This is a genomic window from Pseudomonas amygdali, from assembly GCF_002699855.1.
In the GTDB taxonomy this organism is placed as follows: Bacteria; Pseudomonadota; Gammaproteobacteria; order Pseudomonadales; family Pseudomonadaceae; genus Aquipseudomonas; species Aquipseudomonas amygdali.
Genome location: NZ_LKBW01000168.1, coordinates 20,228 through 42,520, shown reverse-complemented (window position 1 = coordinate 42,520; position 22,293 = coordinate 20,228). Strand labels below are relative to the sequence as shown.

The 22,293-nt window shown below is 60.5% G+C and carries 18 protein-coding genes and 3 pseudogenes; 14 read left to right on the top strand and 7 right to left on the bottom strand.

Annotation, left to right across the window (positions count from 1 at the left end):
• Positions 1–144: 144 nt before the first annotated feature.
• Positions 145–834: an SDR family oxidoreductase gene (locus tag AO277_RS12995; RefSeq protein ID WP_044317539.1), complete on the top strand. Its 690-nt coding sequence runs from the start codon at positions 145–147 to the stop codon at positions 832–834.
• 123 nt (positions 835–957) lie between these two features.
• A pseudogene (locus tag AO277_RS12990) lies at positions 958–2,312 on the top strand (8-oxoguanine deaminase).
• 111 nt (positions 2,313–2,423) lie between these two features.
• Here AO277_RS12990 and AO277_RS12985 read toward each other — a convergent pair.
• The gene (locus AO277_RS12985) at positions 2,424–3,521 is read right to left on the bottom strand and encodes a calcium:cation antiporter (RefSeq protein ID WP_044317540.1); all 1,098 of its coding nucleotides are present in this window, start codon (positions 3,519–3,521) and stop codon (positions 2,424–2,426) included.
• 245 nt (positions 3,522–3,766) lie between these two features.
• On the opposite strand from AO277_RS12985, the gene AO277_RS12980 reads away from it, so the two are divergent.
• From AO277_RS12980 to AO277_RS12950, 7 genes and pseudogenes are all read left to right on the top strand, one after another.
• The gene (locus tag AO277_RS12980; protein WP_044317561.1) at positions 3,767–4,687 is read left to right on the top strand and encodes a Fe(3+) dicitrate ABC transporter substrate-binding protein FecB; all 921 of its coding nucleotides are present in this window, start codon (positions 3,767–3,769) and stop codon (positions 4,685–4,687) included.
• Entirely contained in the window at positions 4,688–5,677 is a 990-nt protein-coding gene (gene fecC / locus AO277_RS12975; RefSeq protein ID WP_002555519.1) for an iron-dicitrate ABC transporter permease FecC, read from the top strand.
• Complete coding sequence (locus tag AO277_RS12970; RefSeq protein WP_044317541.1) at positions 5,674–6,642, top strand: FecCD family ABC transporter permease; 969 nt, start codon at positions 5,674–5,676, stop codon at positions 6,640–6,642. The genes fecC and AO277_RS12970 overlap by 4 nt, the downstream gene beginning before the upstream one ends.
• A gap of 4 nt (positions 6,643–6,646) precedes the next feature.
• Positions 6,647–7,438, top strand: a complete 792-nt coding sequence (gene fecE / locus AO277_RS12965; protein ID WP_002555521.1) for a Fe(3+) dicitrate ABC transporter ATP-binding protein FecE — start codon at positions 6,647–6,649, stop codon at positions 7,436–7,438.
• A gap of 283 nt (positions 7,439–7,721) precedes the next feature.
• Positions 7,722–8,816 carry a BMP family ABC transporter substrate-binding protein gene (locus tag AO277_RS12960; protein ID WP_002555522.1) on the top strand — a complete coding sequence of 365 codons (1,095 nt, stop codon included), beginning with the start codon at positions 7,722–7,724 and terminating at the stop codon, positions 8,814–8,816.
• A gap of 75 nt (positions 8,817–8,891) precedes the next feature.
• Positions 8,892–9,856 (top strand): annotated as a pseudogene (locus AO277_RS12955) (2-oxoglutarate and iron-dependent oxygenase domain-containing protein).
• 78 nt (positions 9,857–9,934) lie between these two features.
• A complete protein-coding gene (locus AO277_RS12950) occupies positions 9,935–10,888 on the top strand; it encodes an adenosine deaminase (protein WP_002555524.1) in 954 nt (317 codons plus the stop codon).
• 250 nt (positions 10,889–11,138) lie between these two features.
• On the opposite strand, the gene AO277_RS12945 is transcribed toward AO277_RS12950, so the two are convergent.
• Together AO277_RS12945 and vimR are read right to left on the bottom strand one after the other, a co-directional pair.
• Positions 11,139–11,831, bottom strand: a complete 693-nt coding sequence (locus AO277_RS12945) for an ArsR/SmtB family transcription factor (RefSeq protein ID WP_002555525.1) — start codon at positions 11,829–11,831, stop codon at positions 11,139–11,141.
• A gap of 436 nt (positions 11,832–12,267) precedes the next feature.
• On the bottom strand, positions 12,268–13,191 hold the full coding sequence (vimR, locus tag AO277_RS12940) for a transcription regulator VimR (RefSeq protein WP_044317542.1): 924 nt from the start codon (positions 13,189–13,191) through the stop codon (positions 12,268–12,270).
• A 112-nt stretch (positions 13,192–13,303) separates the two neighbouring features.
• On the opposite strand from vimR, the gene AO277_RS12935 reads away from it, so the two are divergent.
• Complete coding sequence (locus tag AO277_RS12935; RefSeq protein WP_044317543.1) at positions 13,304–14,317, top strand: zinc-binding alcohol dehydrogenase family protein; 1,014 nt, start codon at positions 13,304–13,306, stop codon at positions 14,315–14,317.
• 54 nt (positions 14,318–14,371) lie between these two features.
• Here the strand turns inward: AO277_RS12935 and AO277_RS12930 are convergent.
• Together AO277_RS12930 and AO277_RS12925 are read right to left on the bottom strand one after the other, a co-directional pair.
• Positions 14,372–15,575 (bottom strand): annotated as a pseudogene (locus AO277_RS12930) (multidrug effflux MFS transporter).
• A gap of 137 nt (positions 15,576–15,712) precedes the next feature.
• The gene (locus AO277_RS12925) at positions 15,713–15,910 is read right to left on the bottom strand and encodes a heavy-metal-associated domain-containing protein (protein WP_002555529.1); all 198 of its coding nucleotides are present in this window, start codon (positions 15,908–15,910) and stop codon (positions 15,713–15,715) included.
• Between the two features lie 146 nt (positions 15,911–16,056).
• Here AO277_RS12925 and AO277_RS12920 point away from each other — a divergent pair, with 146 nt between their 5' ends.
• From AO277_RS12920 to cueR, 3 genes are all read left to right on the top strand, one after another.
• Complete coding sequence (locus AO277_RS12920; RefSeq protein ID WP_044317544.1) at positions 16,057–16,437, top strand: hypothetical protein; 381 nt, start codon at positions 16,057–16,059, stop codon at positions 16,435–16,437.
• 69 nt (positions 16,438–16,506) lie between these two features.
• Positions 16,507–18,705 (top strand): heavy metal translocating P-type ATPase, encoded by a 2,199-nt coding sequence (locus AO277_RS12915; protein WP_044317545.1) that lies wholly within the window; start codon positions 16,507–16,509, stop codon positions 18,703–18,705.
• Positions 18,702–19,115: a Cu(I)-responsive transcriptional regulator gene (gene cueR / locus AO277_RS12910; protein ID WP_044317546.1), complete on the top strand. Its 414-nt coding sequence runs from the start codon at positions 18,702–18,704 to the stop codon at positions 19,113–19,115. Before AO277_RS12915 ends, cueR begins: the two co-directional genes overlap by 4 nt.
• Positions 19,116–19,230: 115 nt before the next feature.
• Here cueR and AO277_RS12905 read toward each other — a convergent pair whose 3' ends face one another.
• Positions 19,231–20,127 (bottom strand): PA4780 family RIO1-like protein kinase, encoded by an 897-nt coding sequence (locus AO277_RS12905; RefSeq protein ID WP_044317547.1) that lies wholly within the window; start codon positions 20,125–20,127, stop codon positions 19,231–19,233.
• A 244-nt stretch (positions 20,128–20,371) separates the two neighbouring features.
• Positions 20,372–21,175, bottom strand: coding sequence for an AraC family transcriptional regulator (locus AO277_RS12900; protein ID WP_002555534.1), 804 nt, complete (start codon positions 21,173–21,175; stop codon positions 20,372–20,374).
• Between the two features lie 85 nt (positions 21,176–21,260).
• Here AO277_RS12900 and AO277_RS12895 point away from each other — a divergent pair, with 85 nt between their 5' ends.
• On the top strand, positions 21,261–22,289 hold the full coding sequence (locus tag AO277_RS12895) for a bile acid:sodium symporter family protein (protein WP_002555535.1): 1,029 nt from the start codon (positions 21,261–21,263) through the stop codon (positions 22,287–22,289).
• Positions 22,290–22,293 lie beyond the last annotated feature (4 nt).

The following is a 22,293-nucleotide window of genomic DNA, read 5'->3' as shown; positions in this document are numbered from 1 at the left end:
GTGTCAGACATCTACCTTGAACGTTTCCGGCTCACGGAGATTCCAACACTGCATAGGCAGTAGTACGCTGCGGGGTCGAAACTTTCGAGAGGTCCTGCTTGCGCTGCCATGGAGTCTGTCTCTCAATTTGCCAAGGAATCATTCATGACCACTACCAAGAAAACCGCCCTAATTATCGGTGCTTCGCGTGGCCTCGGGCTCGGGCTGGTGCAGCGCTTGACCGAACAGGGCTGGCACGTCACCGCCACCGTACGTGATCCGCAAAACGCTGAAAACCTGAAAGCGGTCGAGGGCGTGCGCATCGAAGCGGTGGATCTGGACGAACCTGCTTCGCTGGAAGTGCTGGTCCAGAAGCTGCGTGGCGAGGTGTTCGACGTGCTGTTCGTCAATGCCGGGATTACCGGTGCGCAACACCAGAGCGCGGCAAAGTCGACCGCCGCCGAGCTTGGGCAGTTGTTCCTGACCAACGCTGTAGCGCCGATTCGTCTGGCCGAGCGCTTCGTTGAGCAAATCCGTCCCGGCACGGGCGTCCTGGCGTTCATGAGTTCGTGGCTGGGCAGCGTCACTTGCCCGGACGGCGCAAACCTTGCGCTGTACAAGGCCAGCAAGGCTGCACTCAATTCGATGACCAATACCTTTGTCACCGAGCTGGGCGAGAACCGTCCTACCGTGCTGTCGATGCATCCGGGTTGGGTGAAGACCGACATGGGCGGCGAAAATGCCGCCATCGACGTCATGACCAGCACCACCGGGCTTGTCGAACAGCTCAATGCCTACGCAGGCAAGGGCGGCCATCACTTCATCGATTACCAGGGCAAGACGATTGCCTGGTAATCGGCTGCTCGACTAGAATCGCCGTCCTTCGCCGGGGCGCACCTGACCCCGGCGACCCTGGATCAGCAGCCAGGGCAACACTGAGCTGGCTAACCTGAACCTGTCTTTCAGAGGAGCCGGCCCATGCCTGCGATCCGTATCTGGTTGAAAAATCCCCTTGCCGTGTTTACTGCCAATGACCTGGACGCCCGTGGCGGTCTGGTGATCGAAGGCGGCGTCATCACTGAAGTGCTGGCCGCCGGGCAGCTCCCGTCAAAGCCCTGCACACAGACATTCGATGCCCGCGAGCATGTGCTGCTGCCGGGGCTGATCAACACGCACCATCACTTCTATCAAACCCTCACCCGCGCCTGGGCACCGGTGGTCAACCAGCCATTATTCCCGTGGCTGAAAACCCTGTACCCGGTGTGGGCGCGCCTGACGCCAGAGAAGCTCGCGGTCGCCAGCAAGGTGGCGCTGGCCGAGCTGTTACTGTCCGGGTGCACAACCGCTGCCGACCACCACTATCTGTTTCCCGACGGGCTTGAACACGCCATCGATGTTCAGGTGCAAAGCGTCCGCGAGTTGGGTATGCGCGCAATGTTGACGCGTGGTTCGATGAGCCTTGGCGAAGCGGATGGAGGCTTGCCGCCGCAGCAAACCTGCAGCAGGGTGAGGTGATTCTGGCCGACAGTCAGCGCCTGATCGAGACCTATCACGAGCGCGGCGATGGTGCGCAGATCCAGATCGCGCTGGCACCCTGCTCGCCGTTTTCGGTCACGCCGCAGATCATGTCCGAGAGTGCCGCCATGGCCGAAAAGCTCGACGTGCGCCTGCACACCCACCTGGCTGAAACCCTCGACGAAGAGGACTTCTGCCTGCAACGCTTCGGCCTGCGCACCGTGGATTATCTGGACAGTGTCGGCTGGTTGGGACCGCGTACCTGGCTGGCCCATGGCATCCACTTCAACCCCGACGAAATCGCCCGTCTCGGCGCAGCAGGCACCGGCGTCTGTCACTGCCCAAGCTCGAACATGCGCCTGGCTTCTGGCATCTGCCCGACGCTGGAGCTGATCGCTGCCGGCGCGCCGCTGGGGCTCGGGGTCGATGGTTCGGCGTCCAACGATGCATCGAACATGATCCTCGAAACCCGCCAGGCGCTTTACCTGCAACGCCTGCGCTACGGCGCCGAAAAAATCACTCCGCAGCTCGTGCTGGGCTGGGCCACCAAGGGGTCGGCGCAATTGCTGGGACGCACTGACCTCGGTGAACTGGCGGTGGGCAAACAGGCTGATCTGGCGTTGTTCAAGCTGGACGAACTGCGCTTTTCCGGCAGCCATGATCCGCTGTCAGCGCTGCTGCTGTGCGGCGCGGACCGTGCCGATCGGGTGATGATCGCAGGACAATGGCGAGTGATCGACGGCCAGGTCGAAGGCCTGGACATCAAGCAGTTGATTGCCGATCACAGCCAGGCCGCGCGGGAGTTGATTCGGGGCTGAACGTGCGGGGCGATAATCTCAACTATCGTGCGACGCTCCGCGTCGGCATGCCGTTCAGGACGCTCTGCGTCCTCTTGCGACGCAGAGCGTGGGAGCGATAGGCAATAGGCCCTAAAGCCCCAGACACGAGAGCATGATGAACGTCGCGAACAGCACGAAGTGGGTCATGCCTTCGATGGCGTTGGTTTCGCCGTCGTTGAGGTTGATGGCGGACACCAGCAGGGTGATGAAGATCATCACGGTCTGCACCGGCGTCATGGCCATCTGGAACGGCTGGCCGCTGTAAAGCGCCATCGCTTCCATGACCGGAACCGTCAGAATCACGGTGGACAACGATGCACCCAAAGCAATGTTGACCACTGACTGCATGCGGTTGGCGAGTGCCGCGCGCAGGGCGGTCAGAATCTCCGGTGCAGCGGAAATGGCGGCCACCAGAATGGCGGTCATCACTGGCGGTGCCCCCGTCCCTTCCAGGCCCAGGTCGACCGTCTTGGACATCACTTCAGCCAGCGCGCCAATCACCACCACACCGGTGACCAATGTGACAATTGAGCGGGTCAGGTTGACCGGCTCTGCATGCTGTTCAGCCTGATCCGAGCCCTGGCGCTTTTTCTTTTCCGGGTAGCTGTAGCTGAAAAAGTAGCTGTGCGGGCCGACCTGCATGCGCAGGAACAGCGTGTAGAGCAGAATCATCGCGCCAATGGTGAACGCCGAATAGATCTTCCAGTCGCCTTTGGGGATGGACTCGGGCACCACCATCGACACGCCCATGGCGGTGAGGATCATCACGCTATAGGTGCGCGCCGAGTCATCGTTATAGGACTGCTCGCCGTGCTTGATACCGCCCATCAGCGCGGCCAGGCCAAGGATGCCGTTGATGTCGAGCATGACCGCCGAGTAAATCGTGTCTCGCACCAGCGTCGGCGATGGTTCGTTGCTCATCATGATCGCCAGAATCACCACTTCGACCAGCACCGCCGAGAGCGTGAGGATCATCGTCCCGTAGGGATCACCGACCTTTTCCGCGAGCATTTCGGCGTGGTGCGCGACGCGCATCGAGGCGCAGACGATGAAGCCGACCAGCGCCAACCCGGAAACCAGTGCGACGACCTGTCCGTTGCCCAGCAGCACATGCTCCAGCGGATAGGCGACAAACATGGCAATGATTGCCAGCAGTAGAAACTTTTCTTGCTTGAGCAAAGCGCCCATTACTTTCTCCAAACCCTTGCGACAGATCGCCGCGGATAGTCATGAACGTGTCTGTCATTGAAGCCGTTCAGAGTGCGGTGTGTGACAAAAGGTTTCAACAAATGACCCGAATGAGAACTGCACCCACACGTAAATGACTTTTGATCCCGTCGTCACGATGTGAAATAGTGCCCGCCGTTTTCCAGGCGCCTTTTCTGGCGCGTCTGTTTTTCACGATTCAGCTTCTGTTAGAAAGGACATTCGCCGTGCGTGCTTTTCGACTTCCGCATCTGCTGGCTTGCGGCCTGCTGACCCTGATGGCCAGCGCCGCCCAGGCCGCGCCTATCGACATCGATGACGGCCAACACAAAGTCCACCTGCCTGACACTCCCAAGCGCGTGGTGGTGCTGGAGTTCTCGTTTCTCGACGGCCTGGCGTCGGTCGGCGTAACACCCGTCGGTGCCGCGGACGATGGCGATGCCAACCGGGTACTGCCCAAAGTGCGTAAGGCGGTAGGCGAATGGCAGTCCGTGGGGCTGCGCTCGCAACCCAATATAGAAGTGATCGCGCGGCTCAAGCCGGACCTGATCATTGCCGACCTCGGCCGCCATCAGGCGCTTTACAACGATCTGGCCAGCCTGGCACCCGCACTGATGCTGCCGTCGCGCGGCGAGGATTATCAGGGCAGTCTGAAATCTGCCGAGCTGATCGGCGTGGCGCTCGGCAAAGGCCCAGAGATGCAGGCGCGGATCGCGGAGAACCGCCAGCACCTGAAGACTGTTGCCGATCAGATTCCGGCCAACACCAACGTGCTGTTCGGCGTCGCCCGCGAAGACAGCTTCTCGATACATGGCCCGCACTCTTATGCGGGCAGCGTGTTGCAGGCGATCGGTCTGAAGGTCCCGGAAGTACGCAAAGACGCCGCGCCCACCGAATTCGTCAGCCTGGAGCAGTTGCTGGCATTGGACCCGAACTGGTTGCTGGTCAGTCATTATCGTCGCCCGAGCATCGTCGACAGCTGGAGCAAGCAGCCGCTGTGGCAGGTGCTTGGCGCAGTACGTAACAAGCAGGTAGCTGAAGTGGATGGCGACAGCTGGGCGCGCAATCGCGGGATCATGGCGTCCGAGCAGATCGCCGACGATGCGCTTGCCGTACTCAAGGGCGGCAAGGCCGTGCTGAACCCGTAAATGCGCCGCTGGCTGATGGCGGGCGTGATCACCGCGACCTGCCTGGGACTGTTCTGGGTGTCGCTGTTCGCCCTGTCTTCGTTCAGCATTCGTCAGGTAGATGCCTGGAACGGACTGTTCACGCAGGGTCGCGAGGGCGGCAACATCGCTTATATCGTTGCGCAATTGCGCGTGCCACGCGCCTTGTGCGCGGCGCTGGTCGGTGCCTGCCTCGGCGTGGCCGGGGCCTTGATGCAGGGCATCACGCGCAACCGTCTGGCCTCCCCCTCATTGTTTGGCGTTACGGCGGGCGCGGCGCTGGGGCTGGCGCTGTTTTCCACCGGGCTGGTCGCCCTGCCCTTCCCCGGCGGCGCGCTGCTGATGACCTGCCTCGGTGGTGCGTTGGCATGGATCACCGTGTTCAGTCTTGGCGGCGCATGGTCGCCTGCCACCGCTCAGGGGCGACTGGTGCTGGCGGGTGTCGCCGTCGCCGCGCTGTGCGCAGCCTTGACCCGCCTCACTGTGATTCTTGTCGAAGCACAGGCGCAAAGTGTCCTCAACTGGCTGGCCGGTTCACTGGCCAACGTCGGCGCGGCGCAGTTGCAACTGCTCTGGCCGTGCACGCTGATCGGTCTGGTGCTGGCGATTGCCTGTGCGCCGCGCCTGAACCTGATCAACCTCGGCGAAGACGCTGCCCGCTCACTGGGCGTACGCATCGGTGCCTTGCGCCTGCTGGTGTTCGTGGTCAGCCTGCTGCTGGTTGGCGCCAGCGTCTGTGCGGTGGGGCCGATAGCATTTGTCGGCCTGATCGCGCCGAACATCGCTCGCCAGTGGCTGGGCAATGACTACCGCTGGCTGATCCCGATCAGCGCCGGCCTGGGCGCGGCCATCGTGCTGGCCTCGGACCTGATCAGCCGCGCCGTGGCATTCCCCGTGGAAACGCCGGCCGGCGTGGTCACGGCGTTGATTGGCGCGCCGTTCTTTCTGTTTCTGGCGAGGCGCGCGCTATGAACCAGTCCCGCTCACGGCTGTTGTTGCTGATTGTGTTACTGGTACTGGCCCTGCTGTTGAGCCTCAGCGCGGGCACCGTCTGGCTGACGCCCGGCGCGGTGCTTGATCATCTGATCGCCCACGACAGCAAGGACTTCGAAGTCTGGAATCACCGCCTGTCACGCGGACTGATCGCAATCATGACCGGCTGCGCGTTCGGCCTGGCGGGTGCCATCGTGCAAGGTGTGATTCGCAACCCGCTGGCCTCGCCGGAAATTCTTGGCGTGACCCAGGGCGCAGGGCTGGCGCTGACCATCGCGATTATCGGCCTGCCGCAATTGCCGGTGGCCACGCTGCCGTTTGTGGCGTGTCTGGGCGGTGCAGCGGGGGCATTGCTGATGGCGTTGTACAACACCGGCGTGCAGTTTTCCGGCGTGCGTTTCGCGCTCTCCGGGGTAGCGATTGCCGTGACGCTGTCGAGCATCACCGAATTTCTGATTCTGTCCAACCCGCTGGATATCAATACCGCCCTGCTGGCCCTGACCGGCAGTTTGTGGAGCCGTAACTGGCACCATGTGTTGCTGGCCTCGCCGCTTCTGCTGCTGATCCCGCTCAGCTTGGTGCTGGCCAAACCGCTGAACCTGATCGGCCTGGGCGATGAAGCAGCGCAGAGCCTGGGTACCGGGCTCAAACGTACGCGCTGGCTGGCGATGAGCAGTGCCGTGCTGTTGACCAGCCTGGGCGTGGGCATCATCGGACCGGTGAGTTTTGTCGGGCTGGTCGCGCCACACATGGCACGCCGTCTGGTCGGCGGTCATCATCAATACCTGCTGCCCGCCTCCATGGTATTGGGCGCGTTATTGCTGGTGCTGGCCGATACGCTGGGGCGCACATTGATCGCACCCAGCGAGATCCCCGCCGGTATTCTCACGGCGGTGATTGGCGCTCCGTATTTCCTCTGGCTGCTGGCCCGATTCAAAGGTTGATCCCATGAGTATTCTGAAGGCGCAGCAACTCGACATCGGCTATGGCGCAACGCGGATCGTGCAAGACCTGTCATTCAGCCCGCCGCCTGCGCAGGTCACCGCGCTGATCGGCCCCAACGGTTGCGGCAAATCCACACTGCTCAAAGCGTTTGCACGGATTCTCACCCCGCAATCGGGCAGCCTCAGCCTGGACGGCAAAGCCTATAGCCAGCTCTCCGCCAAAGAGCTGGCCCGCAAGGTGGCTTTTCTGCCGCAAGTGCTGCCCATTCCAGAAGGCGTCAGTGTGCGTCAACTGGTGGCTTACGGTCGCAGCCCGCACAACAGTCTGTGGGGACGCTTGAGCGGGGCCGATCAGCACAGTGTCGAACAGGCGCTGCAACGCATGGAGCTGGAAACCCTGGCCGACCGGCCGCTGTCCGACCTTTCCGGCGGGCAGCGCCAACGAGCGTGGCTGGCGATGATCCTTGCGCAGGACGCGGCCATCGTCCTGCTCGACGAGCCGACCACCTATCTGGACATCAGCCATCAGGTCGAACTGCTGGACCTGATGCGCGAACTCAGCGCCGAAGGCAAAACCGTGATTACCGTGCTGCACGACATCAATCAGGCCTGTCGCTATGCCGACCATCTGGCGGTCATGCAGGGTGGACGTCTGGTGACCTGCGGCGCGCCGGGCGAGGTGCTGACAGCCGAGCTGGTCTGCCAGGTGTTCGATGTGCAGGTGCAGATCATGCGCGAACCCGTGGCCGGTACGCCAATGTGCATTGTCGAGCGCAGCACGCGCTGCACCAGTTAGCGGCGCAGCCCACCGCACCTGCACCTTCTCGCTGCACTACGCGTTACACACAGGTCTGTTTTAGATTCTGGCCGAAGGCCGTGGGAGCGAACTTGTTCGCGAAAGGGTCGGCATATTCTCCGAAAATGCATCGTCTGAACGACCTCCTTCGCGGACAAGTCCGCTCCTACACACGCACTATTGCTACAGGGTGAAGCACGCCAGCATCGTAAGTTGTCCTGTTGGTCAGTTATTTGCATTGCTCGGGCATGCACTCCAACAAGACCGCAAGGAGCTAGACCCGATGCACCTGACCAACCCACGTCGTCCTCTGAAAAAACTGCTGTGTGCCATGGCCGCCGTTGTCGGCATCGGCTCCAGCCTGCTCGCCTCGGCAGCCGATCCGCTGAAAGTCGGATTCGTCTACATCGGCCCCATCGGCGACCACGGCTGGACCTATCAGCATGAACAGGGCCGTCAGGCGATGGTCAAGGCGCTGGGTGACAAGGTGACCAGCAGCTACGTGGAAAACGTGCCGGAGGGCGCGGACGCCGAGCGGGTTATCCGCAACATGGCCAAGGGCGGTTACGACCTGATTTTCAGTACCTCGTTCGGCTACATGAACCCCACGCTGAAAGTCGCCAAGCAATTCCCCAAGGTGAAATTCGAGCACGCGACCGGCTACAAGCAGGACAAGAACATGGGCACGTATCTGGCCCGCACCTATGAGGGTCGTTACGTGAGCGGTTACATCGCCGCGAAAATGACCAAGACCAAGAAAATCGGTTATGTCGCTTCATTCCCGATCCCTGAAGTGCTGCGTGACATCGACGCCATCCAGCTGGCGCTGAACAAATACAACCCGGGCACCGAGATAAAAGTGGTGTGGGTCAACTCCTGGTTCGATCCGGGCAAGGAAGCCGATGCTGCCAACGCACTCATCGATCAGGGCGTTGATGTGGTCTTCCAGCACACCGACAGCCCTGCGCCGATCCAGACCGCCGAGCGTCGTGGCGTCTATGCAGTCGGCTACGCTTCGGACATGGCGCACTTCGGGCCGAAAGCGGTACTGGCTTCCATCGTCAACAACTGGGGCCCGCATTACATTCAGGCCGCCGAGGGTGCCATCGCAGGCACCTGGAAACCACAGGATTACTGGGGCGGCCTGAAAGAGGGTACGGTCGAGTTGCCAATCAGCGACGTGGTACCTGCTGATGTGAAGGCTGAGGCGCAGAAGATCATCGCCAGCATCGAAAGCGGCGAATTCCATCCGTTCACCGGGCCGATCAAGGACCAGAACGGTACCGTGAAAATTGCTGACGGCGTGGTTGCAACCAACGCTGAGCTGGCGTCGATGAACTATTACGTCGAAGGGATCAAGGCCGAACTGCCTAAATAACCGCCTGGCGTCTCGTGCCTGCTTCGGCGGGCACGCTCATCGACAGCGAACACCACATGATTTCCAGGACCGTTAATGGACCAGCTTCCCGTCATCGACATAGCCCCGCTCTACGGCACCGACCTTGAGGCCTGGCAGAATGTCGCCCGGCAGATCGACAGTGCCTGTCGGCAATGGGGTTTCTTTTATATCAAGGGCCACCCGATCAGCGCGCAACGCATCGAGCAGGTGCAATCGGCAGCCAAAGACTTTTTCGCTCGTCCGGCAGCCGAAAGCTCATCATCGACATCACGCAAAGCACCCATCATCGCGGCTACGGTGCCATCGCTACAGAGCAACTGGACCCCAGCCTGCCGAGCGACCTGAAGGAAACCTTCGACATGGGCCTGCATCTGGAGGCAGGCCATCCCGACGTGCTGGCTGGCAAACCATTGCGCGGGCCCAATCGGCACCCGGACATTCCCGGCTGGGAAAGCCTGATGGAACAGCATTACCTGGACATGCAGGCATTGGCGCAAACCCTGCTGCGCGCCATGACCCTCGCGCTGGGCACCGAACGCGATTTCTTCGATCAGCGCTTCAAGGACCCGGTCAGCGTGCTGCGCATGATTCATTACCCACCGCGTGATACGGCGACCTCGGCCGAGCAACAAGGCGCAGGCGCGCATACCGATTATGGCTGCATCACCCTGTTGTATCAGGACACGGCGGGCGGCTTGCAGGTACGCGACGTGCGGGGCGAATGGATCGACGCACTGCCGATTGACGGTACGTTCGTGGTCAATCTCGGCGACATGATGGCGCGCTGGAGCAACGACCGTTATCTGTCCACGCCGCACCGGGTTATCAGCCCGCTTGGCGTCGACCGCTATTCGATGCCGTTTTTCGCCGAACCGCATCCCGACACGCGTATTGAATGCCTGCCCGGTTGCCAGAGCGAAAGCCAGCCAGCGCGCTATCCTGTTACCACCTGCGCCGAGTTTCTGCTGTCGCGCTTTGCTGATACCTATGCTTACCGCCGCGATCAGGAGGCAAGTTGAACGTTCGGTCAGGTTTTACCCTGCGCAGCGACGTGCATCTGTAGAATGCCCGCGATCTGCACCTGATGAGAAAAGAATATGTACGACTGGTTGAACGCCCTGCCCAAGGCAGAACTGCACTTGCACCTCGAAGGTTCACTGGAACCCGAGTTGCTGTTCGCCCTGGCAGAGCGCAACAAAATTGCCCTGCCGTGGAATGACGTCGAAACCCTGCGCAAGGCCTATGCCTTCAACAACCTGCAGGAATTCCTTGATCTGTATTACCGCGGTGCGGACGTTTTGCGCACAGAGCAGGACTTCTACGACCTGACCTGGGCTTACCTGCTGCGCTGCAAGGAACAGAACGTTATCCACACCGAACCGTTCTTCGATCCGCAAACCCACACCGACCGTGGTATCCCGTTTGAAGTGGTGCTGGCCGGGATTACCGGTGCGCTGAAAGACGGCAAGTCGAAGCTGGGCGTCGACAGCGGTCTGATCCTGAGCTTCCTGCGTCACCTGTCCCAGGAAGAAGCCGAAAAAACCCTCGATCAGGCGCTGCCGTTCCGTGATGCGTTCGTCGCCGTGGGCCTCGATAGCTCCGAGATGGGCCACCCGCCAAGCAAGTTCCAGCGCGTATTTGATCGCGCCCGCAGCGAGGGCTTCCTGACCGTCGCCCACGCCGGAGAAGAAGGCCCGCCGGAATACATCTGGGAAGCACTGGACCTGCTGAAGATCGAGCGCATCGACCACGGTGTACGCGCCATTGAAGACGAGCGACTGATGCAGCGCATCATCGACGAACAAATCCCGCTGACCGTCTGCCCGCTGTCCAACACCAAGCTCTGCGTGTTCGACGACATGGCCCAGCACAACATCCTCGACATGCTCGAGCGCGGCGTGAAAGTCACCGTCAACTCGGATGACCCGGCCTATTTCGGTGGCTACGTGACCGAAAACTTCCATGCGCTGTACACCCACCTGGGCATGACTGAAGATCAGGCAAAACGCTTGGCACAAAACAGCCTGGATGCACGCCTGGTCAAGCCCTAAAGAGGGATTGAGCGAGTTACATCCATCGCTGCTCATGCTCTGCGTCGCAGAGGACGCAAAGCGTCCGGAACTGCATACCAACGCGGAGCGTTGGCACGATAGTGGTGGGGCGGGCATGCACATCCATCGTTCCTAACGCTTCGCGTGGAAATGCCTTTCGCGACACTCTGCGTCGCAAGAGGACGCGAAGCGTCTGGAACTGCATGCAAAAGCACGATAGTGGTGGGGTGGGCCACACCTGCGGTTCCCGTCAGGCCGCCGCCGCGATCTTGCTTATTTCCCGCTGCCCACTGGAGGAGACCTGCAAGGTGCTGGGCTCCTCGGTGGTGCGCAGCCAGCCCATTTGAAAGAATAACTGCAGTAGCCCTGCCCCCAGCGCGCCGCCCAGGTGCGGGTTGCGATCATTCCATTTCGGGCAGGCACATACCGTTTCACGCTTGCGCTGTGCCAGCGCCGGTATGTAAATACCGCGCTCGGCAAAACTGGCCACACCCTTGCTCGTGACCTCGACACGCTTCTCTTGCTGTTCTATCCAGCCCGCTTCCAGAAGGCGCTGATAAAGCTCGGCGGCCATTTCGCCGCCCAGATGATCGGAGCAGATTCTTGCACGGCGTAGCGGCAACGGCGGCATAGGCTGAGCAAACCTGCGGCTGATCTGTTCGGCACTGGCCAGCGAGGCACAGGCCAGAGCTTCTACAGCGGCCCCCACTTCCGGCGCGGCGAGGCGAAAGAAGCGCTTGCGACCCCGCGCCTCCTGTTTCAACAAACCGCCGCTGGTCAGACGCGCCAGGTGCGCGCCTGCAGAAGAAGTCGAGAGTCCCGCCAAAATCGCCAACTCATCGGCAGGACGAGCAGTACCATCCATCAGTGCCCAGATCATTGCGCTGCGCTTGGGGTCGGCCAGCAATGTTGCGATCTGGCTGATGCAAGGTCCGTATTCCATGTGTTCACTCCCTGTTGAAACATTCATCTATCGTGATGACTGGGTGAAAGCAATCACGCCTCGGTAGAGTTGAACGTGGTTCTTATATGAAATGACAAGTATAAACTCTATGCCCTTCGGCCCCAGTGGGCGAAAAACGATTCGTACAAACTGTTGTTGTACAACAGCTCGAAAAAAACCACGTTTCTCTCTCGCCCGATCGGCAGGAAGATCTTCCTGCCTTAACGGCGACCCCCCTCTAGCAAAGGGGTTTCGACCATTACTTCAAAAAGAGATTGAAAAAACAAGCGTAATACCCATGACAAAAACGCCAAAACCACTCAACAACAGTCAGTTTTAACTTCGCCTGAGAGTTGAAACTTTGCACCGTTGAAACACTTTCAAATATTATATTTTCCGACACTTCCGAAGGTTATTTCCTACCCGGACGTGGCTATTAAAACAAACCAACGGGCGACGGACCTACAGCCTGTTGCTTACAACGTGACCTGAGCATTTCCAGCAACAGAATGACCGGCTTGCTGAGCTGCGCCCGGTGCGCGCATAACAGGTCCAGCGGCGCTCGCTCGCCGATCAAATCTGGCATCAATACTTTCAGGTGCCCGGCCCGTACATCTGCGGCGACGTCCAGCCAGGATTTGTACGCCACACCTTCGCCCGCTACTGCCCAGCGGCGCACTACATCTGCGTCGTCACTGAACCGGTTGCCGCTGACCGTCAGGCTGATTTCGCGCTTGCCATCATTCAGCGTCCAGCGGTCATGCACACGGTCCCCGAGCATGAACAACAGGCAGTTATGCTGCGCCAGTTGCTCAACCTGCTGCGGTTCGTCATGACGCTGCAGGTAACTCGGCGCGGCACACAACACCCGCCGGTTGTCAGGCAACACCGGCAATGCGACCAGGCTTGAATCCTCCGGCTCGCCGTAACGCAGCGCCACATCGACCGGCTGGCGGAACAGGTCGGCAATACGATCACCCAGCAACAGGCGCACGGTCAGTTGCGGATGTTGCTGTTGAAATTCGTCGAGCCAGGGCAAGAGTACGTTACGTCCCAGATCCGACGGTGCCGAGAGTTGCAACACGCCTTCACAACGGTCCTGACTGCTGGCCAGCAGGCGCCGCCCCTCTTCCAGACTGCCCAGTGCGGCGCGGGCATACTCCAGAAACCCCTCGCCTTCGGCAGTCAGACGAAGGCTGCGGGTCGAACGTGCCAGCAAGCGCGCACCCAATTGCCGTTCAATACGTTTGAGCGCCGCGCTGGCAACCGCCGCAGACATGTCCATCACCCGCGCTGCGGCAGAAAGGCTGCCCAGGTCCGCTGCACGAACGAACAACTGCAAGTCGTCAAAACGCAACATCAATGCCTCGTATTATCAAAATAAAATTGAAAGAGCCTGCCGTTTTAGCGGGTTTTATCTTTACTGGAAATAGCCAATGATCTCTCCATCATTTTTCCCGAAGAGGCCCGTCATGAAAGCAATCGCGTATTACCACTCGCTGCCGATCAGCGACGCACTGTCATTGCAGGACATCGAACTGCCTGAACCGGTGGCTGGCGCTCGTGATCTGCTGGTCGAGGTCAAGGCCATCTCCGTCAACCCGGTGGACACCAAAATCCGCCAGAACGTCCAGCCCGAGGACGGCGCTCCGAAGGTACTGGGCTGGGATGTGACAGGTGTCGTGAAAGCGGTGGGTAGCCAGGTCACGCTGTTCAAGCCGGGTGACAAGGTGTTCTATGCCGGCTCCCTGACCCGGCCGGGTGGCAACAGCGAACTGCATGTGGTCGACGAGCGTATTGTCGGGCATATGCCGAAAACCCTGAGCTTTGCCCATGCGGCCGCGTTGCCGTTGACGGCGATCACTGCCTGGGAGCTGTTGTTCGAGCGCCTGCAGATCGCTCAGCAAAAAGGCGAAGGCTCGCACAGCCTGCTGATCGTCGGTGCAGCGGGCGGTGTAGGTTCGATCCTTACCCAGTTGGCACGTCAGCTGACCACCCTGAAGGTCATCGGCACCGCTTCCCGGCCTGAGACCGAAAGCTGGGTCCGCGAACTGGGCGCACACGAAGTGCTGAACCACAGCAAGCCGTTGAGCGAAGAACTGAAGCGCGTCGGCCTGAACCAGGTGACCCATGTGGCTAGCCTGACCCAGACCGAACAGCATCTGGACCAGTTGGTCGAGGCGCTCAAGCCACAGGGCAAGCTGGCGCTGATCGACGATCCCAAGTCACTGGATGTATCGAAGCTCAAGCGCAAGAGCCTGTCGCTGCACTGGGAGTTCATGTACACGCGGTCGATGTTCGAAACCGAGGACATGATAGAACAGCACAACCTGCTCAACCGGGTGGCCGATCTGATCGACGCGGGAACGCTGAAAACCACCTTTGGTGAGCACTTCGGCAGCATCAACGCAGAGAATCTGCGCCGCGCTCATGCCCTGCTGGAAAGTGGCAAGGCCAAGGGCAAGGTTGTACTGGAAGGGTTCTGAACGCGATATGGTTGTGTCAGCGCATCGCGTGACTGACACAACCGTTGCGCCGAATCAGACAGGCTTCGCCTGTGCATCCCGCGTGCCTTGCGCACGGCGTGTCAGTACCGAAAGGCCGACCGTCAGCACACCGCACAGGCTGATAACCAACGCCATGGGTGTGGCCGTGCCGTCATGCAACAAGCCCACCAGGCTGGCGGCGATGGCGGCAACACTGAATTGCAGACAACCCAGCAGCGCCGAGGCACTGCCCGCACGCGCCCACTGGCCGCTCATGGCGCAGGCTGACGCATTGGGGATGATGCACCCAAGGCTTGCCACGCAAATGAACAATGGCACCAGCAGCGGCCAAAGCGCTTCGGTGCGCAGCAAGCTGATCGCCAGCAACACCAGCGCCGCGGTCAGATAGATCCAGACCGTTCGTGACAACAAAAATGCCGGCCCCGTCTTGCGCAGCAGACGCGCATTGATCTGCGCGACCAGAATGAAACCCGCCGCGTTCATCCCGAACAGCCAGCAGCCAGCCGTAATGCTCGGCAGGTACCCCGTACAGCTTGATGAACACGAACGGCGACCCGGCGACGTAAGCGAACATTCCGGCCATGGCAATGCCGCCCGTCAGGGCATGGCCGATGAAGACGCGGTCCTGCAGCAGGTTGACGTACTGGCGAAATGCGCCACTCAACGGCTGACGAGGCGTGCTGGCGGGCATGCTTTCCGGCAGCCCCAGTGCAACCGCCGCCAGGCAGGCACCACTGAAAAGCGCCAGGCTGACAAAGATCGATTGCCAGCCAAAGGTGCTGACCAGTACTCCGCCAAGCATGGGTGCCAGAATCGGAGCCAGGCCCATGACCAGCATCAGTTGCGAAAAGACCTTGGCCGACTCGACGGCATTGCACTTGTCACTGACGATTGCCCGCGACAACACTATCCCGGCACAGCCGCCCAACGCCTGAACGAAGCGCGCACCAATCAGCCATTCAAGGCTTGGCGCAAAGGCGCAGGCTATCGAGGCGAGCATGAACATGGTAACGCCGAACAACAGCGGAATGCGCCGACCGAACCGGTCAGCCACCGGACCATAGGCCAGTTGTCCCAGGGAAAGCCCAAGAAAGTAAGCCGCGAGGGTCAACTGAATATGTTTATCGTCGGTCCCGAAATACGAGGCCATGGCAGGAAACCCAGGAAGATAGAAGTCGATGGCCAGAGGGCCGAAGGCACTCAATGAGCCAAGGATAAGGATTGTGCGTAGATTCATCGGGTGTCCATTAACGGGTCCAGGGCAACGGGTTAGTCTAACCGGCTTACCTTGCAGAGAACGAAGGACAGGGTAATTAATTCAAAACTTTTCAAAGTTTACAGACAGGGAGACCGCTCCGGTCTCCCTGACCCGCGTCATGCCGGCTGCGCCTGATAACCCTCTTCGCTGATCAACCTGACGATCTGCTCGGGTGACAGACTGCTTTGCACCTTCACCTGCTTGCTGGCCAGTTCAATCTGAACATCAGCGCCTGGGTCATCGTTCTTGATCGCTTGAGTCACCGCGCGAACACAGTGCCCGCAGGTCATGCCTTGAACATTGAATAACTGCATGGTGTCACTCCCTCATTGATGGATAGCGAGCATCTTCAACCTTGTCATCGTGGCAAGGTCAAGTTTCTGTTATCGCTGCCGGGCTGGTATTCGAGCTGATCGTGAGCCAAGCTGACTCATCAACGTTTACATCAGGAGTATCAGCGATGCGCTGGTCAGCAGTGAGCCTCATCAGCATTCTCGGTTTCTTGGCTATCGCACCCGCCACTCAGGCCGATCAGGATTACGGCATCCTGATCATTTCCCGAGAGCGCCTGGAAGTCGCGACCTCCTGTGAGATCGGCATCTATGTGCAGGACCGTCTGGCCGGAAGGCTTTTTCAGGAGGACTCGGTGTCTTTCAACCTGCCTCCCGGTGAAGTGTCGATAAGACTGAGCACCCTGCGGGGCACCGTGGTGGGCTGCGAACCGGGAATGGAAGCGCCGCGCAGCACCAAGATCCAGCTCCGCTCGGGCGATATCCTCAAATACCGTATCGCAGCGGACCTGAACGGCATGTACCTCAAGAAAGCCGACCTCAACTATTGATTCGCGCTTGACCTTGCCCATGTGGCAAGGTTGATCCTTGCAGGTATCCAGCCTCAGGGAGTGATTCACATGCAACAAACCACCACCTTCGACCTGCCGATCAGCGGCATGACCTGCGCCAGTTGTGCGGGTCGGGTCGAGCTTGCTCTGGCCAAAGTGCCGGGGGTCAACAGCGTGACGGTCAACCTCGCCAATGAGCGCGCCCATGTAGACACCGCAGCACAGACCGATCCGCAAACGCTGATCGATGCTGTCAGCCGTGCCGGTTACAGCGCGACGCTGGTTGAGGATCGCCACGCCGAAGCTGACCAGAAAGCACGCCACCTGCACAACGAACGATGGGCCCTGCTGTTGGCCATCGCGCTGGCACTGCCGTTGATCGCGCCAATGTTACTGACGCCGCTGGGCGTTCACTGGATGCTGCCCGCCTGGGCGCAATTCGCACTGGCGACACCGGTGCAATTCGTTCTGGGCGCGCGTTTTTATGTGGCTGCCTGGAAGGCCGTACGCGCGGGCGCAGGCAATATGGACCTGCTGGTCGCCATCGGCACCAGCGCGGGCTACGGCTTGAGCGTCTATCAATGGCTGAGTGCTGCACCCGGCACCACGCCGCATCTGTATTTCGAAGCATCGGCGGTGGTTATCGCGCTGGTGCTGTTGGGCAAATACCTGGAAAGCCGCGCCAAGCGTCAGACGGCCAGCGCCATTCGTGCCCTCGAGGCACTACGCCCGGAACGCGCGCTGCGCGTGGTCGACGGCCTCGAGCAGGACGTCGCGATCAGCTCACTGCAGCTTGGCGATCAAGTGCTGGTCAAACCTGGCGAACGGTTTCCTGTGGACGGCGAAGTGGTCGAAGGCAGCAGCCATGCCGACGAAGCGCTGATTACCGGTGAAAGCCTGCCGGTGGCCAAGCAGGCGGGTGACAAGATCACGGGCGGGGCCATCAACGGCGAGGGCCAGTTGCTGGTGAGAACCACTGCGCTGGGCGCGGAAACCGTTCTGGCGCGCATCATTCGGCTGGTCGAAGACGCTCAGGCGGGCAAGGCCCCGATCCAGAAACTGGTGGATAAAGTCAGCCAGGTGTTTGTACCCACTGTACTGGGGATTGCCTTTTTCACGCTGGCAGGCTGGCTGCTGGCTGGAGCCACGCTTGAAGTGGCGCTGATCAATGCGGTCGCTGTATTGGTGATTGCCTGCCCCTGCTCTCTGGGCCTTGCGACACCTACAGCGATTATGGCCGGAACCGGCGTGGCGGCGCGCTACGGTATTCTGATCAAGGATGCAGAGGCACTGGAGCGTGCCCACGCTGTGGATGCCGTGGTATTCGACAAGACCGGCACGCTGACCGCGGGCGCGCCGCGCATCACCAACATGAGTGCGGTGTCGGGCAATGAAGAACACCTGTTGCAACTGGCGGGCGCACTGCAACGCGGCAGTGAACACCCATTGGCCAGGGCGGTGCTCGATGTGTGTCATGAATGGCAACTCAAGCTCGATGCAGCCGAAAACAGTCATGCCCTCAGCGGCCGGGGCATAGCGGGCACCGTTCAGGGCCGGGAGCTGGCGCTGGGCAATCGACGCCTACTGGATGAAAGCGGCCTGCCCATCGGCGAACTGGCCGAATCTGCGCGTATCTGGGAAGCCGAAGGGCGAACGCTGTCCTGGCTGATCGAGCAGGCCCCGGAGCCGAAGGTCATCGGCATGTTTGCCTTTGGTGACACACTCAAGCCCGGAACGGATCAGGCGATCAGGGCGCTGAACGCACGCGGCATTACCAGCCATCTGCTGACCGGCGATAACCGTGGCAGCGCTCAAGTAGTCGCCAAGGCCTTGGGGATACACGATGTACATGCCGAAGTGCTGCCTGCCGACAAGACGGCCACCGTCACCCAGCTGAAAAACCATCATGTGGTTGCCATGGTCGGTGACGGCATCAACGATGCACCGGCGCTGGCGGCTGCGGATGTGGGTATTGCGATGGGCGGCGGAACGGACGTCGCGATGCATGCAGCAGGCATCACCCTGATGCGCGGCGACCCGCGACTGGTTCCAGCGGCGCTGGACATCAGCCGACGGACCTACGCAAAGATCCGTCAGAACCTGTTCTGGGCATTCGTCTACAACCTGATTGGTATTCCCCTCGCGGCGCTGGGCTACCTCAACCCGGTACTGGCTGGCGCGGCCATGGCGCTGTCCAGTGTCAGCGTGGTGAGCAATGCGCTGCTGCTGAAAACCTGGAAACCACATTATCTGGAGGACACGCCATGAACATCGGTCAGGCGGCGAAAAGCAGTGGCTTGAGCGCGAAGATGATCCGCTACTACGAATCCATCGGTCTGCTGCAAGCGGCACATCGCAGCGACAGTGGCTATCGCCTGTACAGCGCCGACGATTTACACACGCTGGCGTTCATCAAACGTTCGAGAGACCTGGGGTTCTCGCTGGAGGAAGTCCGCAAACTGCTGACCCTCTGGCAAGACCGCCAACGCGCCAGCGCCGACGTCAAGGCGCTGGCCCGTCAGCACATCGTGCAACTGAATCAGAAGATCGACGAACTGGCCAGCCTGCGCGATACGCTTCAGGAACTGGTAGAACACTGCCACGGCGACGACCGCCCGGACTGCCCGATCCTCAAGGACCTGGCGTCGGGAGGGGTTGCTAGCCACCACCTAAGTTAGAGCTAGTCCAACACGCCCGTGGGAGCGAGCTTGCTCGCGAAAGGGCCGGTGCAAACTCCGAAAACAGCGAGCCTGATCCATCGTCTTCGCGAGCAAGCTCGCTCCCACAAAAGCTTTACTGCATCCACGGCGGCGGTGGTTCTTCGGTGGATTTGCTCGGTGGCGCATCGTCTGCCGCACGAGCTGCCTGACGGCGAGCCTCGTCGAGACGGGCGGCTTCGATTTCGCGCAGTACGCCGCCCACATCGGCTTCGTCCTCCGGCTCGTCGAATTCACCGGTCAGCACCGTGGCGGGCGACAAAGTGCCTGCCTCGTAGTACGACCACATTTCCTTGGCGTATTTGGTCTTTCTGAGTTCCGGCGCGAAGCGGCCGAAGTACAGCGCCATGTTGCCAACGTCACGCTCCAGCATGCTGAACGCGTGGTTGTTGCCCGCTGCGTCGACTGCTTGCGGCAAGTCGATGATGACCGGGCCGGACGGTGCCAGCAGCACGTTGAACTCGGAAAGGTCACCGTGCACCAGACCGGAACACAGCATCAGCACGATCTGCTCGATCAGGAACGCGTGATACTCGCGTGCCTGATCCGGCTCCAGCACCACATCGTTCAGACGCGGCGCAGCGTCGCCATACTCGTCGGCCACCAGTTCCATGAGCAGTACGCCTTCCAGGAAGTCGTACGGCTTGGGCACCCGAACACCCGCGCTGACCAGACGAAACAGTGCAGCCACTTCGGCGTTCTGCCAGGCGTCTTCGGTTTCCTTGCGCCCGAACTTCGAGCCCTTGGCCATGGCCCGGGCCTGGCGACTGTTGCGTACCTTGCGGCCTTCCTGATACTCGGCCGCCTGACGGAAACTGCGTTTGTTAGCCTCCTTGTAAACCTTGGCACACCGCAGCTCATTGCCACAGCGCACCACATAAACAGCTGCCTCTTTACCACTCATGAGCGGGCGAAGCACCTCGTCGACCAGACCGTCTTCGATCAGGGGTTCAATGCGTTTAGGAGTTTTCATCAGCTTTTATTGTGGGTCCTTTGTTGCCAGATACGCGATTGTTGCCGTTATACGGCAATCCTCCGCCAGCGAGTAGGGGTAGTGGCCTTGGGATTGAAAGGTTTTTTAAGCAAAAACCACGCAATCCCCTGGTTTAAAGCACCTTTCGTGCCGTTCAGGCGATAAAAGATATTCCGGGACAAAACGTGTAAAGCCCGAAAATTCTTCGTTAAATGCACTCGTTAGTGCGCAATACAACCTGGCGTTACTTGAACAAATCACCGGGCGTATAGCCGAACAAGCCCTTGAACGCAGCGATGAAAGCCGACGTCGAGTCATAACCACAGGCCAGCGCGGTATGGGTCACACTGGCGCCCTCTTCCAGTGCAGAAAGTGAAGACAGCAATCGTGCCCGCTGACGCCAGCCACGAAAGCTCAACCCGGTTTCCCGCTGAAACAGGCGCATCAGGGTTTTCTCGGATGTGCCGAGACGTGCCGCCCAGTCGTGCAGGGTAATCAACTGGCCCGGTTCTTCGATCAACTCGTTGCACAGGCTCAGCAAACGCGGGTGACGCGGCAACGGCAGCGAAAAACCGACTTCCGGCAGGTGCGCCAACTGGTCCAGCAATACCTGCACCAGCCGCGCCTCATGGCTGTCCTGCTCGGGATAGTCCACGGGCAACAGACAGAAGCTCTTGATCAGTTCGCGGGCCAGCGGCGTGACTTCCAGCACCCGGCAACGCTGTGGTGCCCAGCCGGAATCAGCCGTGCGAATGTACAGGCTGCGCATTTCGGCACGCATGGAGGTCACGACCTCGTGTTCAAGCCCGGCCGGCACCCAGACGCCCCACTGTGGCGGTGCAAAAAAACTGCCCTCGGCGGTGTGCACACCCAATACCCCGCTGATCGCGTAGGAAAACTGCACCCAGTCGTGACGATGGGGCGGCGTCCACGAACCGGCACTGAGGCTTTCAGCGCGGGCATACAGCGGCCGCGGCAGACCGGACAGTGCCGGTATCTGCCGCTCGCCAGTGGGATGTCGCTGATCGATCTGTCCGTTAGTCGGCATCTTATGGCCTTATGTCGCAAGACGGCTGTTATGCAACAGAGTAGCCTGCGCACATCCTTGTTTACAAAAGTTGTCCGGGTCCGTCATGCAATCACTCAAACATTTCAAGCGCGTCGCCACCGACTGGTTCCTCTGGGGCATGGTTTTGGCGACGGTGCTCGCCTACTTTTTCCCGCGTTTCGGTGCTACTGGCGGCAGCATGCACGCTGAATACGTCATCAACATCGGCGTGTTCGTGGTGTTCTTTCTGCACGGCGTGAACCTGTCCAGCGAGCAGATCAAACGAGGGCTGACCAACTGGCGGCTGCACGTGATGATTCAGGTCTTCACGTTTGTGGTGTTTCCGCTGATCTGGCTGGTGTGCGACAAACTGCTCGGCTCGCATGTACCTGCGCTGCTGATGCTGGGCTTTTTCTACCTGTGTGCCCTGCCCTCGACCATTTCGTCCTCGGTGGCGCTGACCGGCAGCGCAGGCGGCAATGTTCCGGCAGCGATTCTCAACGCCAGCATGTCCAGCGTCATCGGAATTTTCATCACGCCGTGGCTGGTGAGCCTGCTGGTCGGCACCGGTGCCGGGGGGATTGATCTGGGCGACACGCTGCTCAACCTGTGCGCGATGCTTCTACTGCCGCTGATACTGGGCCAGTTACTGCGGCCGCTGCTGGGCAAGTTCTTCGCGCGGCACAAGAAGTACACCAACCTGATCGACAAGCTGGTGATCCTCCTGCTGGTGTACGCGGCGTTCTGCAACTCGATGATCTCCGGCATGTGGCAAAGCCAGGGCAACAGCGTGATCCTGACGGCGTTCGTCGGCACCGCGCTGCTGCTGGCGGTGATCCTATTGATGACCACGCGCACCGCACGGGCGCTCAAGTTCGATCATGCCGATAAGGTCGCGGCGGTGTTCTGCGCCACCAAGAAATCGCTTGCAGCAGGGGCGCCGATGGCAGCGCTGATCTTCGGCAGTAATCCGGGGCTGGGCCTGATCCTGTTGCCGATCATGATCTACCACCCGATGCAGTTGATCGTCTGTTCGATCATCGCCGAGAGCTACGCCAGTCGTCATCGCCAGCAGCTTTCGCAGGCCGCGCTGGAAGAAGCCCAGGCCGCCTGACCAC

Coding starts and splice junctions, on each gene's coding strand:
- AO277_RS12995 (WP_044317539.1), top strand. CDS start 145: ATGACCACTACCAAGAAAACCGCCCTAATTATCGGTGCTTCGCGTGGC.
- AO277_RS12985 (WP_044317540.1), bottom strand. CDS start 3,521: ATGGGCGCTTTGCTCAAGCAAGAAAAGTTTCTACTGCTGGCAATCATT.
- fecC (WP_002555519.1), top strand. CDS start 4,688: ATGCGCCGCTGGCTGATGGCGGGCGTGATCACCGCGACCTGCCTGGGA.
- AO277_RS12970 (WP_044317541.1), top strand. CDS start 5,674: ATGAACCAGTCCCGCTCACGGCTGTTGTTGCTGATTGTGTTACTGGTA.
- fecE (WP_002555521.1), top strand. CDS start 6,647: ATGAGTATTCTGAAGGCGCAGCAACTCGACATCGGCTATGGCGCAACG.
- AO277_RS12960 (WP_002555522.1), top strand. CDS start 7,722: ATGCACCTGACCAACCCACGTCGTCCTCTGAAAAAACTGCTGTGTGCC.
- AO277_RS12950 (WP_002555524.1), top strand. CDS start 9,935: ATGTACGACTGGTTGAACGCCCTGCCCAAGGCAGAACTGCACTTGCAC.
- AO277_RS12945 (WP_002555525.1), bottom strand. CDS start 11,831: ATGGAATACGGACCTTGCATCAGCCAGATCGCAACATTGCTGGCCGAC.
- vimR (WP_044317542.1), bottom strand. CDS start 13,191: ATGTTGCGTTTTGACGACTTGCAGTTGTTCGTTCGTGCAGCGGACCTG.
- AO277_RS12935 (WP_044317543.1), top strand. CDS start 13,304: ATGAAAGCAATCGCGTATTACCACTCGCTGCCGATCAGCGACGCACTG.
- AO277_RS12925 (WP_002555529.1), bottom strand. CDS start 15,910: ATGCAGTTATTCAATGTTCAAGGCATGACCTGCGGGCACTGTGTTCGC.
- AO277_RS12920 (WP_044317544.1), top strand. CDS start 16,057: ATGCGCTGGTCAGCAGTGAGCCTCATCAGCATTCTCGGTTTCTTGGCT.
- AO277_RS12915 (WP_044317545.1), top strand. CDS start 16,507: ATGCAACAAACCACCACCTTCGACCTGCCGATCAGCGGCATGACCTGC.
- cueR (WP_044317546.1), top strand. CDS start 18,702: ATGAACATCGGTCAGGCGGCGAAAAGCAGTGGCTTGAGCGCGAAGATG.
- AO277_RS12905 (WP_044317547.1), bottom strand. CDS start 20,127: ATGAAAACTCCTAAACGCATTGAACCCCTGATCGAAGACGGTCTGGTC.
- AO277_RS12900 (WP_002555534.1), bottom strand. CDS start 21,175: ATGCCGACTAACGGACAGATCGATCAGCGACATCCCACTGGCGAGCGG.
- AO277_RS12895 (WP_002555535.1), top strand. CDS start 21,261: ATGCAATCACTCAAACATTTCAAGCGCGTCGCCACCGACTGGTTCCTC.